This is a genomic window from Campylobacter subantarcticus LMG 24377 (assembly GCF_000816305.1).
Taxonomy (GTDB): domain Bacteria; phylum Campylobacterota; class Campylobacteria; order Campylobacterales; family Campylobacteraceae; genus Campylobacter_D; species Campylobacter_D subantarcticus.
This window is the reverse complement of the sequence record NZ_CP007773.1, coordinates 641,213-653,633: the sequence shown is the minus strand read 5'-3', so window position 1 is coordinate 653,633 and position 12,421 is coordinate 641,213. Positions and strand designations below refer to the sequence as shown.

General features: G+C 24.7%; 19 protein-coding genes. 13 read left to right on the top strand and 6 right to left on the bottom strand.

Annotation, left to right across the window (positions count from 1 at the left end; genetic code table 11):
• Nucleotides 1–465 precede the first annotated feature (465 nt).
• Nucleotides 466–975 carry a helix-turn-helix domain-containing protein gene (locus CSUB8523_RS03520; RefSeq protein WP_043019635.1) on the bottom strand — a complete coding sequence of 170 codons (510 nt, stop codon included), beginning with the start codon at nucleotides 973–975 and terminating at the stop codon, nucleotides 466–468.
• Between the two features lie 292 nt (nucleotides 976–1,267).
• On the opposite strand from CSUB8523_RS03520, the gene CSUB8523_RS03515 reads away from it, so the two are divergent.
• The 7 genes from CSUB8523_RS03515 to CSUB8523_RS03485 are packed head-to-tail and all read left to right on the top strand — an operon-like array spanning nucleotide 1,268 to nucleotide 7,310.
• Complete coding sequence (locus CSUB8523_RS03515) at nucleotides 1,268–1,954, top strand: hypothetical protein (RefSeq protein WP_043019634.1); 687 nt, start codon at nucleotides 1,268–1,270, stop codon at nucleotides 1,952–1,954.
• Nucleotide 1,955: 1 nt separating this feature from the next.
• Entirely contained in the window at nucleotides 1,956–2,753 is a 798-nt protein-coding gene (locus CSUB8523_RS03510) for a hypothetical protein (protein ID WP_043019633.1), read from the top strand.
• An 8-nt stretch (nucleotides 2,754–2,761) separates the two neighbouring features.
• Nucleotides 2,762–4,123, top strand: a complete 1,362-nt coding sequence (locus tag CSUB8523_RS03505) for a conjugative transfer system protein TraD (RefSeq protein ID WP_043019632.1) — start codon at nucleotides 2,762–2,764, stop codon at nucleotides 4,121–4,123.
• Nucleotides 4,124–4,133: 10 nt separating this feature from the next.
• Nucleotides 4,134–6,278 (top strand): HD domain-containing protein, encoded by a 2,145-nt coding sequence (locus CSUB8523_RS03500; RefSeq protein ID WP_043019631.1) that lies wholly within the window; start codon nucleotides 4,134–4,136, stop codon nucleotides 6,276–6,278.
• Nucleotides 6,265–6,576: a hypothetical protein gene (locus CSUB8523_RS03495; RefSeq protein ID WP_043019630.1), complete on the top strand. Its 312-nt coding sequence runs from the start codon at nucleotides 6,265–6,267 to the stop codon at nucleotides 6,574–6,576. Before CSUB8523_RS03500 ends, CSUB8523_RS03495 begins: the two co-directional genes overlap by 14 nt.
• Nucleotides 6,577–6,608: 32 nt before the next feature.
• Nucleotides 6,609–6,788 carry a hypothetical protein gene (locus tag CSUB8523_RS03490; protein ID WP_052243661.1) on the top strand — a complete coding sequence of 60 codons (180 nt, stop codon included), beginning with the start codon at nucleotides 6,609–6,611 and terminating at the stop codon, nucleotides 6,786–6,788.
• Nucleotides 6,789–6,809: 21 nt separating this feature from the next.
• The gene (locus CSUB8523_RS03485) at nucleotides 6,810–7,310 is read left to right on the top strand and encodes a hypothetical protein (RefSeq protein WP_043019629.1); all 501 of its coding nucleotides are present in this window, start codon (nucleotides 6,810–6,812) and stop codon (nucleotides 7,308–7,310) included.
• Nucleotides 7,311–7,343: 33 nt separating this feature from the next.
• Here the strand turns inward: CSUB8523_RS03485 and CSUB8523_RS09915 are convergent, their stop codons facing one another.
• The 5 genes from CSUB8523_RS09915 to CSUB8523_RS03460 form a co-directional block, all read right to left on the bottom strand.
• Nucleotides 7,344–7,871, bottom strand: coding sequence for a hypothetical protein (locus tag CSUB8523_RS09915; RefSeq protein WP_043019628.1), 528 nt, complete (start codon nucleotides 7,869–7,871; stop codon nucleotides 7,344–7,346).
• Between the two features lie 41 nt (nucleotides 7,872–7,912).
• Nucleotides 7,913–8,482: a hypothetical protein gene (locus CSUB8523_RS03475; protein WP_043019627.1), complete on the bottom strand. Its 570-nt coding sequence runs from the start codon at nucleotides 8,480–8,482 to the stop codon at nucleotides 7,913–7,915.
• 87 nt (nucleotides 8,483–8,569) lie between these two features.
• Nucleotides 8,570–9,022 carry a hypothetical protein gene (locus CSUB8523_RS03470; RefSeq protein WP_043019626.1) on the bottom strand — a complete coding sequence of 151 codons (453 nt, stop codon included), beginning with the start codon at nucleotides 9,020–9,022 and terminating at the stop codon, nucleotides 8,570–8,572.
• A 20-nt stretch (nucleotides 9,023–9,042) separates the two neighbouring features.
• Nucleotides 9,043–9,369: a hypothetical protein gene (locus CSUB8523_RS03465; protein ID WP_043019625.1), complete on the bottom strand. Its 327-nt coding sequence runs from the start codon at nucleotides 9,367–9,369 to the stop codon at nucleotides 9,043–9,045.
• 13 nt (nucleotides 9,370–9,382) lie between these two features.
• On the bottom strand, nucleotides 9,383–10,297 hold the full coding sequence (locus tag CSUB8523_RS03460) for a plasmid segregation protein ParM (protein WP_043019624.1): 915 nt from the start codon (nucleotides 10,295–10,297) through the stop codon (nucleotides 9,383–9,385).
• 449 nt (nucleotides 10,298–10,746) lie between these two features.
• On the opposite strand from CSUB8523_RS03460, the gene CSUB8523_RS10040 reads away from it, so the two are divergent.
• The 6 genes from CSUB8523_RS10040 to CSUB8523_RS03445 are packed head-to-tail and all read left to right on the top strand — an operon-like array spanning nucleotide 10,747 to nucleotide 12,403.
• Nucleotides 10,747–10,920, top strand: coding sequence for a hypothetical protein (locus CSUB8523_RS10040; RefSeq protein WP_158336965.1), 174 nt, complete (start codon nucleotides 10,747–10,749; stop codon nucleotides 10,918–10,920).
• Entirely contained in the window at nucleotides 10,907–11,068 is a 162-nt protein-coding gene (locus CSUB8523_RS10035; protein WP_158336963.1) for a hypothetical protein, read from the top strand. The genes CSUB8523_RS10040 and CSUB8523_RS10035 overlap by 14 nt, the downstream gene beginning before the upstream one ends.
• Nucleotides 11,065–11,607, top strand: coding sequence for a hypothetical protein (locus tag CSUB8523_RS03455; RefSeq protein WP_043019623.1), 543 nt, complete (start codon nucleotides 11,065–11,067; stop codon nucleotides 11,605–11,607). Before CSUB8523_RS10035 ends, CSUB8523_RS03455 begins: the two co-directional genes overlap by 4 nt.
• Before the next feature lie 9 nt (nucleotides 11,608–11,616).
• Entirely contained in the window at nucleotides 11,617–11,877 is a 261-nt protein-coding gene (locus CSUB8523_RS03450) for a hypothetical protein (protein WP_043019622.1), read from the top strand.
• A 14-nt stretch (nucleotides 11,878–11,891) separates the two neighbouring features.
• Nucleotides 11,892–12,014 carry a hypothetical protein gene (locus tag CSUB8523_RS10540; RefSeq protein WP_256378641.1) on the top strand — a complete coding sequence of 41 codons (123 nt, stop codon included), beginning with the start codon at nucleotides 11,892–11,894 and terminating at the stop codon, nucleotides 12,012–12,014.
• Nucleotides 12,011–12,403 carry a hypothetical protein gene (locus tag CSUB8523_RS03445; protein ID WP_043019621.1) on the top strand — a complete coding sequence of 131 codons (393 nt, stop codon included), beginning with the start codon at nucleotides 12,011–12,013 and terminating at the stop codon, nucleotides 12,401–12,403. The genes CSUB8523_RS10540 and CSUB8523_RS03445 overlap by 4 nt, the downstream gene beginning before the upstream one ends.
• The last annotated feature ends 18 nt before the right edge of the window (nucleotides 12,404–12,421 follow it).

The window sequence follows — 12,421 nt, the reverse complement described above, 5'->3', positions numbered from 1 at the left end:
ATTTAATACCACAGAATGCCTATATATTAATATTTAAGCATTTTTTTTGAAATTTTCAAAATTCATCATATGTTTGAAAGTTCTTGTTTTTAGTATTTGGCATTAATTTAATACCGTAAAATATCTATATATTAAGATTTGAATAGTTTAAAATAGACATTTTTTAAGATTTTTAAAAAAAATCGGCATTAATTTAATACTTTTTGGCATTAATTTAATACCATCAAAAATTACTCCAAAGCACTATAAAATAGATATTTAGAAAGGTTTTTGCTTTTTTTGCGAAATTCAAAATCGCTCCAAAGCACTATAAAATAGATATTTAAACAAAAAAATCGGCATTAATTTAATACTTTTTGGCATTAATTTAATACCCCCTCTATAGTAAAATTTATAGATTAATATATATAAAAAAGAAAAAATAAAATTTAATATATAAATTTAAAAATTTATTATTAAAGAAATTTAGAAAAATTTCTTTTTAAAATTATTTTTTTTAATTATATTTTCTTTATATCCAGTAAATATAAATTGTGGTTCTTGATTTAAAAGAATGTAGTTTGGATTGATTCCATACTTTAAAAATAAGAGTGTTAAAAAGTGTATGTTTATTTTTCTTTGTCCTGATTCATAATAAGTCATTTGTGCTTGTGTATATATAGAACCACTTATAAATTGAGTAATACTTAAATTCATAGATTCTCTAATTTTTCTTATTCTTGAGCCTATTTCTTTATCATCAGTTTCAAAAGTTAATAAATATGTATCTTTTGTATTTAGCCCATCTGCCATATTCACCATGTCTTCTACTTTACATGTGTTTTTATATTCTATATATCTTCTTCTCCATGTATAATAAGTTGCTCTTGGAATCTTATATTCTTCTAATAAATCAGCAATAGGGTGATACTCTAATTTTTTTTCTATCTCTTGCATAATTTTAATTATTTTTCTCTTAGAAGCACTTATTCTCATACATAAAACTTTCTGGATAATAAAAATATAAATATAAAGTGTGAAAGATTTTACTATATAAAATTTTATTTATTCTTATGTATTTTAGACTTATATAACAAAATATATATACTTTTTGAGACATAAAAATTACTATAAATACCTATTTTATAATATATTTATTATTTTCTTATGTATTCATTTATATAACATTTTGTTAATTATTTGATATAATTGTTTTTTTTATTATTATTTATCAATAAAGGCTATTTATAGTGAAAAATCTTTTTTATTACATTTTGAAAAAAGAAGAATGTCTTTTTTAACATTTGATTCTTTAAAAGAAGTTGCTATCGAGAATAATCTTGATTTGTTTTCAACTATAGAATCTCTTAAAAAAGCTATTTGTCAATTGTATAAAGATAAAGAGATTTTGATTGAGATAAATAAAAATGGTGAGGTTTTAATTGAAGAAGTTATCAGACTTAAGTATGATTTTTTCAAGAAACAGTTAAGCATTAATGATAAAAAGTTGAAAAAACTAAAAAATAATTTTATTGAGAATATTCAAAAAGAACGTAATAAAATCATTACAAACGCTATTAAAAACGATAAAAACATAGTTTATGGTGAGGTTTTTTCAATAGAAAAAAACATAATAAAAGTCAATACTAAATATGGTATAGGCTTTTGCTTTAAAAGAAATTTATATATAAAAGACTTGAATATGTTAAAAATAAAAATAGGACAAAAACTATATTTTCATATTCACAAATACAGAAAAACTAAAAGCGGGATTGAGTTATTTTTAGATCGCAAGCATGACAGTGTTATTTTAAAAGAATCGCAAGAAATTTTAAAAGATTGTGGTGTTTATAATGCTAAAAAAATAGCTGGAGATAAAGTTTTAGTTTATTGTATGCACAAACCAAATAAAGCGCAAATTAAAAAATTAGCAAAAATAACAAATGAAAAAATTCAAATTGAACTAAGGAGATAAAATGAATGAAAAAAATATAGGCGGTATAGGTGATTTTAATTCTTATGGTTCTGGAAGATTTGCACACCCTAATATAAAATTTGATGATATTAAAAAAAGTAATTCTGCAAGCGGTAGAAATATATTTAATGCCTTAAGCGAAATTCAAAGATATCATGTTATTGAAGAAAGAAGCGAAGAGATTCCAAAAGAATATTTTACCATAGAACAAATCATTGATTATTTTAAAATAGGTTTTAAGAGTGGCTTTTTAGAAAGTTTTATTTTTGCTGGTTTAATATGCTTTTTACAAATTTTATACCCAAGTTACAAATACTACTTCTTAGGAAAAGAAACAACAAATATGGAAAATATTTTAATAAGCATAAGCACTTATGGACCTTTGATAGCTTCGACTTTTTTTATGGCATATATTTCAAAATACTACAAGGGCTTGCTAACAAAAAGAGCAATCTTTTCTTTAATGAATGGCAGAAGCTTTACATTTATTTTAAAAGGGGTTGGAATATTTTATCTTTTTATGTTTTTAAAATCTTATTCTTTGGAAAATCCAAGTGTTATTTATAGCTGGACAGACTGGACTTTATGGTTAGCGCAGTGGTTTAATCCTAGTATTAATGTAGAACAGCTTTATGTTTTTTATTATAGATTTGTAATTCCTTCCTTACATGATAGCGCGCATTATTTTCTTTATTCTATGATTATTTTTGCCCTACTACCTTATTTCACAATATTTTACAAAGGCTTTGTAAGAAAAAAACAAAAATTAGAAATAGAAGAAGAATATGAAAAATACTAAGGTTTAAAATGTCATTTTTCAATAAAAATAAAGATACTTTAAATAATAAAATGTTCATAGGAAAAGGTTTTTCGCTTGATGATAAAAAACGCGAAAAGCTTGTTGATATTTATTTGGAAGATGATAATTGTTTTAACCATTCTTTTGTATTTGGATCAACTGGGGTTGGTAAAACAAGATTAATTGAAGGCTTAATTGAACAAGATATACCAAAACAAAACAATATTGTAATTATTGACCCAAAAGGTGATATAGGATTATTTTCCAAAGTTACAGAAATAGCAAAAAAGCACAATAGGGAAAAAGATTTATTGTTTCTAAGCCCAATATATCCTGATTATTCCATAAAGATAAATCCTTTAAAAAATTATTCTATGGAAGAAGAAATCATTTCTCATATAGTTGCTAGCGTTCCTGCAAAAGATGAGTTTTTTTACAATATCGCACTAGAAACAACAACAGTGATTGTAAAATCTCTTTTGATTATACGAAGATATAATAAAGATGAGAGTGCTTTAAATTTTGATGAAGTATCATCAAAAGCTTCATATAATGGTTTAAAAGATTTAAGAGAAACACTCGAAAACATAAAAGATGATACAGAAGAAGAAAGAGAACTTGAAAAAATTTTAGAAACTCTTACAAGAGTTATAGAATCACCAGCTGATTATTTTTCCAAAGTTTCTTCCACCCTAAGAACAACACTTACTCAAATGACAACAGGTAATGTGGGAAAAATTATGGGAAATACTTTTGATAATGTTTTTATAAATCGCCTTGAAAAAGATGAAGGTGTTATTTTATATGTAATGACTGGATCATTACTTACAAGACAAGTTTCAAGTATTATCTCAAAAGTTACTCTATCTATGATTCAATCTTGCGTTGGTAGAATTTATTCATCAGGAAGAAAATTCAAACACCCATTAAAAATATACATTGATGAAGCCGCCTCTTCTTTGTATAGGGGCATAGAGGTTATTTATGCTCAAGCTAGAGGCGCAAAGGTTGCCATGATGGGTTTAACTCAATCTACGGCTGATATAGTTGAAGAAATAGGACAAGACGCTGCCAACAAACTATTAGAATTAACCAATACTAAAATCATCATGCGTTTAAATGATACAAAATCAGCAAAAGTAATCTCAGATCTAGGCGGAAAAAGAAAAGATTTTTCCTATTTTTTATCTTTAAATGGAGGAATTAATTCTAGAGAGGTTGAAGAGTTAAATATTGAAATTGATGATGTAACAAATCTACAAAAAAGGGAATTTTATTATTTTGGTTTTGAAGGGCGTTTTAAAGGAAAAACACTCCGAGTTAAAGATGGAAAATTACTCATTCAAATGCCTGATCTTACTTCAAAATAAAGGTATATAAGTGTTAGAAATTATAGAAAATTTAATGAAATTTATTTATACACACAAAAAAGTTAGGGAATTTATATATTATTTTATAATTTCTATTGCAGGCTTTTTATTATTTGTTTTTGTGCTTTTAAATATAAACATAGGAGTCCAAAAGTCAAATTTATCTTTATTGTTTAATTCTCAGACTTATTATTATCTTTTTAATATATACCAAAGAGAAATCGCTATATTTTTAATCATAGAACAAATTATACTCCTATCTTTTATTTATTATCAAAACCATAAGCTTAATCAGCACATTAAAAACTCAAAAAAAGACGAATTGCAAGTTATACACATAAAAGACTTATCAAAGCTTTGGATTGAAGAAGAAAGTATTATTTTAAATGATCCGTTAAAACAAAGTCTAAAAAGAAAATATCAACCATTAGCTCATACTAAAAACGAAGATTTGTTATCAATAGCACATTTTAAAAACGATAATATTATCCTATTTTTGGAAAAATCTATAAAGCCTTATTTGAATATTTTAGAATCAGAAGAATTAAAAGCCATAGTAAAACTTTTACATATTTTAGAGGATAATTCAAAAGCTCCAAGCGTTGTGCCAAATAAAAACGACCCAAACGCAACATATGGTTTTGGGCATTTAAAAAATATCGTAGAGCCATTAACTCTTGATGGTAAGACTAGATTTGATATATTTTATACCATAAGCTTATTAGATCATACACTTGAAGTAGCAAGAAATACTATTGACACTATTGAAAGTAACAAAAATTTTAAGAAAAAAGATATTTTAGCACAAGCCATTATTTCAGCATTAGCACATGATATAGGTAAAATAGAAAAATACAAAATGCAAGATAAAAGTAAAGATTTTATAGCATTAAAAGAACAACCTCATCATGTTATTTCAAACATTATTTTATACGATAGCTTTAAAACTCTTCCAAATTTAGATCAAATAGCTAAAGCTGTTATAAATCATCACTCAGGAGCTATAGCAAAAGAAGATGTATTATTAAAGCTTTTGGTTGATTGTGATAAACAAACAAGAGAAAAAGAAATACATAGCTATCTTGTAAAATACAATGCTTTTGAAAGCAATAAAGCAGTAACCTTTAGAAAAAATATTTTTACGCAATTGCAAACTTTAGAAGAAAAAAACAATTATTCTCTTTTAATTATTAAAAGCAAAGATGAGCAGTTAAAATCTACAGCAATAAAAGAATTCATTCAAGATGAAAGTATTATAAATTTTAGCAATGAAGATAATAAGCTTATTATGTTAATCCAAGAAAAATCAAAAAACAAAATAATGGCAAATATTCTCACACCTATAATTAGTTTCTGTACAGAAGAAGGCATTTTTATCAAAACAATTCTTATCAACTTGCAAGATATAGAATATTTAGATAAAACATATATGAAAAATATCATCAAAGAGCTATTTGATCATATACAAAACAAAGAAACAAATTTTATTCATTATGCAGATTATAAAAAGATAAAACATTCTAAAATATCCATATCAGATAATAGCACCACAGAAGAATCAAAAACGCATAACGAAGACAAATCTAGCAAGTCAAAAGAAATAATTACTCAAATAAAAGACAAATTACAAACCAAGACAGCCCAAGAAAATCAAGAAAAAATATTACAGTTAAAAACCGATGAAAGCGCAGAAGAAGGTTTTGATATACAAAATATAGAAAAACTGTTTCTTGATAAATTAAAGAATAAAATCAATACAATAGAATATTATGGAACAAAAAATGAAATTAATTCTATCTCTCATAAAAATTTTGTTCTTTTTAAAAAATCATGTTTAATTAAAATACTAGGAGAGCTAATCGGTGGTGATAGTGAAAGTTTGGATAGAAAGGTTAATTTTTTAATTAAATATTATAAAAATCATCAAGATGAAGATAAAAGATTAGTTTGGTTTGTAAATACAGATAGTGGCTTTTATGAATCTTTATTTTACATCTATGAAAATGGTGAAAAAGAAGTATTTTCTTGCATTCCATTTGAAGCCAAACTTGCTTTTAATCTAGATTCTTATGAGCTTGAAAAAATTAAAGAAAAATCTGATTTAAAAAAATACAACATAGGAAAATATAGAGGAGAAAAAAATGCCACAAAATAAAAAAACACATTTACTAAATAAAAGAGATTCGCAAATTGTTATTTTAGAAAGTAAAGAAGCGAAAATTTTACTTGATTTAGCTAAAAAAACAGATGAGATTTTTACATTAATAAGAAAAAATGCGGGAAATTCTATTAATATAGATAAGGCTAATAACACTATTAAAGCATGGAATGATTTTTTAATAGAAACATCTTGTTATATCAAAGAAATCAATAAAGATTTAAATATTGAATATTTAGAACCTATATCTATAGTTTTACTCAAAGAAGAAATGAAAACTCTAAAGCAAATTTGATATAATTAAAATATATTTTTTTAAGGATTAAAATGGCTAGTGAAGGCTTAAGTGATACTAGATTATCTGAAATAACGGGAATACCATTATCAACTTTAAATGAATGGAAAAAAGAAAAAGATAGAAAATTTATATACCGTATTTATAAAATTTTAAAAACCTCTAGCGAAAGTGAAATCGCTAAATTTTTTAAACCTAAAAAGAACCAATAAAATATATCAATAAGGATATTTATGCTTAACATTTTACCTCAGACAACTCAAGATCAAGAAAAGATATTCTTAATTGATGAGAATTTAGCTCTTTGTGAAAGTGGAAAAATTCTCTATTATGATGATTTAGGACAATTACAAGATACTGACTATGAGTGCATTTTAGATGAGATTAATGAGCATACTTCTTTGAAGGATATATTCAACAATATTATTAATTTAAAAGATTTTGTGGTAAATGGATATTATTTACTTAATTTAATTGATTTTAAAATTGACAATATAGATTTTAGCATTCAAGATGATATTGTTTCTTTTAGAGATTATAAGATTAATTTAGATTCTTTAGAAATTCAAGGAAAGATGATAGAACTTGATAAAGATTTAAGCTTAGTAGAAGAATTGCAAAATATTTCTGCTTATGATCTTGATTATATTAAAGCTATTGTTTGCGCTATATATAGAAAAAATATCACGGGTTTTATAGAAAAAGAAAAACTTTTAAAAAGTTTCTCTTCTTAATCAAAATAAACATATCCCGCATTAATCTTTTAATCAATGCCTATCTTGCATAATTTTCAAAATTTCGTTTTGATTTGATTTTAAAATCAATTCTTTATTTTGTAATTTTAATTCTTCAGCTATTAACTTTTTAAATAGCTTAATATAATACTCTTTAGTTTTATTGATAAAATCTTTGTCGATTTTGCCTTTCTCATAATCATTTTTGCATTTTATCAAAGCAAAAGATATAAAATTTATAGCATTGATATCAATGCTATAATTAATTTTTTCAAGCTCATATTTTAGTTCAATTTCTAAGGTTTTATTAAACTTTGAAATAAAATCATAACTTGATTTTTCAAATTCTTCTTTTAGGCAAAGAGCTAACACAAAAGTGATATAGAGGCAAATAAAAACAAATGCGAGTATAATTTGACTTTTGGAATTTTCTTCTAAATCGCTTAAACATATCAAAAAAGGCACTATAAAAATAGGGGAAAAAATTGCCAAAACCATACTAATATCAAAACTTGTTTGAGAAAATATTATTTTATTTTTTAGCGATTTTATTAATTTCATTTGATTATCCTTTATATAATTAACTTTTATTGTTTGAATTTTTACCTACCTACCACCCTGCAACTTCTTTCATTGTTTTCGCCACAAAAAACTTGCATTAAAATTTTGTCTTCTTTATCAAAAAAATCGATTTTAAAAACTCCATTTTCAAAGCTTTCTTTGTAAGATTTAAAATGGATAGCATTAGCTACATTCACTAATTTTCCTTTATAATAAACCTTAATATCATTGCCTCTTTCTACTACATAACCATTGTCAGAATTAAAAAGTGCGTAAGTTTCGTCGCCCCCAAAAAAAATCGTAATTATAAAACCAAAAAAGACGCAGTAAATTGGTATTGCGAGTAAAGGTGCATAAAAAATAAATTCTTTATTATTTGAAAATAAACTATCAAAAAATTTGTATGATGCAAATATAATCACTATTATAAGCATTACCAGAGCCATAATAACCATATTTATTACAGGATTAAATGAGTTTTCATCATTATTTATAGCTAAAAAATCTAATATCAATATTTTTAATCTTGATATAAACTCCTCGTTATTAAAAAACCAAATTAAAAACAAGATGGTTAGTAGAATATGAATAATTGCATTTATTTTTTTCATTTTTACTCCTTAGAGATTTTAATTAATGGGTTCGCAGATATGGAAGAACTTTTTTCAACATCTTTTTGTAGTAATGCCATCACTTTTTCATTCATTGTCCGCCTCCTTTGTTCTTTGATTATCACCAAAATACTTATCTATATTTTCAGTATTTCCATTTTTATATTCAATGAGTTTTTTCTCAAAATATTTTAAATATTCAACACATAAAGAATTTTCGTAATTACTAAATGAACAAACTGCAAATCCAATTGTTTGAGATTTTAATACTGATTTAAACAACTCTTTGTCTTTAATGTTGTCTAAATCATATTTCTTGACTAATTTTTCTACATAATATTTATCAGGCATAAATATAATATTATCCTTTTTTATAGCAAAAAAACTAGCAGTCGTTATTAATAATAATGCAAAGATCACTCTAAAAAGAAAAAAATTGTCTGTAAAAGAAAAAAATACATAAAGCAACATAGCTAATATAAAAAATAATATAAACAGTCCAATATCAGATAAATTTAAAAACAAATTAATTAAATCCATAATACTATCCTTACTTTTTTTTATTTTTTATCAAAATTAAACATCACTCGATTTTTTTTATTTCCTGCTTTATCATCTTCTTTGTTATCATTATTTATTGATTTGCAAGTATCTTCGTGAGTGTTTGTTTTATTGTTTTTAGCTTCTTGCATTTGAGCTTTTGTTCTGCGTGTTCTTTTAGTCTTAGTAACACCATCAAAATGAAACTCTATTTTTGGATTTCTTGAAGCAAAATCCAAAATAGCATTTTCAATAAAAGCTCCCCTAATAACCTTTGGAACTTGATCTAATATTTCCTTAACTTTTTCATTGTTTATTGTAATTTTTATTGAAGTTGATACAGCCATATTTTATTCCTTTTTATTCTTTAAATGCACCTAAAAAATATCCTCTTACATTAGAGAACTCATGTGGAGTTTTTGCCATAATCATATTTGAGTATTTATCTTTTATACTCTCTTCATCTAAAAAGTAAGCACCGCCACCGCCTAAAATAATCTTATCAGCTCTTACTAAAATATCATTGCAGTTGTTATAAACTTCATCTAAAATCATATCCATATAAGAAAAAGTCATGGTTTTAATGGTATCTTCCAAATCAACCACCTCACCTAAAACCTTAATGCTTTTATTAACAAAAGCTTTTTTAGCTTCTTGCTCGCTAATATTTGCTTTAAATTCTTTTGTTAGCATTTTTTGCAAATCAACTATAATCTTATTAGCTCCATTTTGATTAGCAAAGCAATAATCAGATCTTGGACTATCTTTATCAAATACTAAGAAATCCAAAGTGTTATAGCCTATATCTATAATACCTACTATTTCATCTTGCTCATTTTTATTTTCTAAAAAAATGCCCTGTCCTTGAGCAAACAATGTAACATCAAGTTTTATATATTCTTTATTGATAGAAAAATCATTTAATATCTCTATAAATTCTTTTGATTTATGAAAATTTAATAAAGAAAGACCTGTGGCTAACTCTATAGGTTTGTTTAAATCTACTCCAGCTAATTTAAAAGCATGAAATACTAATAAAGGGGAATATTTTGTTAAGAAGTTAAAACCCCTAGTAGCTATTGCATTCAATAAAGCCTTTTCACCTACTCTAAAATGCACCCCATTGTAAGAATATACATCAACTTTTTCTTCTTTTAGATCAACTTGTGTTTGTCTAACCTGCTCTATTGCTGATGGAAATTTAAAAAGTTTGTCATTGAAAAATACTTTTGTATCACCATAACCTATATCTATTGCAATTTTTTGTGTTTGCATTTTGAATCCTTTCTAAGAAAAAAAATTTCAATATTATATAACAATTTGTTATATTTTTGAATACATTTTAACATTTATAAAGGACTTTTTGGGGATATATAAAGGACTTTTTGGGGATATATAAAGGACTTTAAAGTTCTTTATAAAGGACTTTTTGGGGATATATAAAGGACTTTAAACAAAAATAAAAATATTTATACTTAATATTTACTTAAAAATTGAATATTTTAACATTTATAAAGGACTTTTTGGGGATATATAAAGGACTTTTTAATAGCTTTAAATATCTAAATTATAGGACTTTGTGTTTTTTAATTAAAATAAATAATAATTTTATTGTTAATTTTATATAAGTATATATTACATATATTTTTATACGAAATATATACTTTTTTAAGTTTTTTCTTTATATAATTATAAAACCAAAACACAATAAAGGATTAAAAAAAATGTCAAGTGAATTTGAATTACTTATCACTAAAAATGATTTACAAACACAGCAATATTACAAAAAGATAGGAAAATTGATTGCAAAAATATGTAAAAAAGAAAAGTTAAATATAGACAATTCTTGCTACATGATTACTCTAATAGCTAAGGAAAAATACAATGAACACAAGTAAGCTAAATCAAGTAGAAATTATCAATAAAGAATGTTTAGAGCTTGTAAACTACATGGAAGAATGTGATGAAGATGAATTAAGGGATAACCTTATGGATTTAAAAATTCTTTTGGTAAAAATAAAAGAAGTGTTGAAAGGCGAAAAATGATAAGAAAACAATTTAATGAAATTAAAGAAAGATTAACTAAATATAGAGAAATAAGGCATTTAACCTATGAAAATCAACAAGCAGAGTTTTTAGGTAATGCTTTTGAAAAAGTTAGCGAGTACTTTAGAGCTAAAAACGACTTAGAAAGAATTGACGCTTTGTGTGATATTGCAGTATTTTGCTTTAATGCTTTTGATTTTACTTATAAAATGCTAAAAGATTATGAGCCTAGATTTTATACTATTACATCTGCTAATATAGCATATATTACTAGGTGCGTTAGTGATTTTATATGTTATGATGATGATAGCAAAATAGATATAAGCAAATATAATCTAACTGCTATTATACTTTACTTAGAGCAAACTTGCAAAAAATTAGGCTTTGATTTCTATAAATGCATGATCGAAACTATAAAAGAGATTGAAAGTCGCACAGGTTATTATGATAATGAGTTAAAGAAGTTTGTTAAAGATACTTCAGATGAGGCGAAATCAAAATGGTATAAAGCTGATTATGAGGGTTGCAAGCTACAATAGGAGCATAAAGTGATAACTAATAAACAAATTTTTGATGAATGTGTAAAAATACATGAAACTATAATTAACAACGGGGAAGCAGAAGCTAAAGAAAAAATTCTTTGCTTACTTGATAAGATTAAGGATAAATCTAAATATCCACCTATATTGAATCATCTTTTAAGACAACTTGGTATGTATTCTTATATGAATGAAAACACATCAATTTTAACAGATAGAATAGCACTAGAATGTTTTAAAATAAAAAATAAAGAATCAAAATCTGAATAAAGGAATTATTCAAAATGCTAAATAATAACGAAGTTATAGAGCTTTTAAATGAGTTAAATAGCAATTTCAAAAGCATTGAAGAGTGGCAAGAAATTGTTAAAAGCATAAATAATAATACAATTAAAGGAGACATATGAGCAGTAGAGATTTTCTAAAAATTCCAAATGAAAATGGGGAATTTAACATAATAGTTAAAAGGTTTAGTTATGAAAGAGAAAATTATGATAGAAATAATGCTTTTGATCAAATACTAGGAAGATATGAAACTTATTATTTTCAACCTTGTTTTAGAGTTGATTATAATAGTGATAAAATCATCAGAAAAGATATTCTATGGGAAAAAGAATCTGTTCTTGGCTCAAAAAGCAAAGGATTTGCAATAGCTAGTGAAGATGATTTTAAAGAATATTGCAGAAAAGAATTTAATGAGTTTAGGGAAACTTTATGCTTAAACCCCTTCTCAAATAAAAAAGAACCTGAATATAGTGATGATTATATTTGCAGTTTGGAAGCTCATCTTTTTTAAACAGAATTCAAAATATTT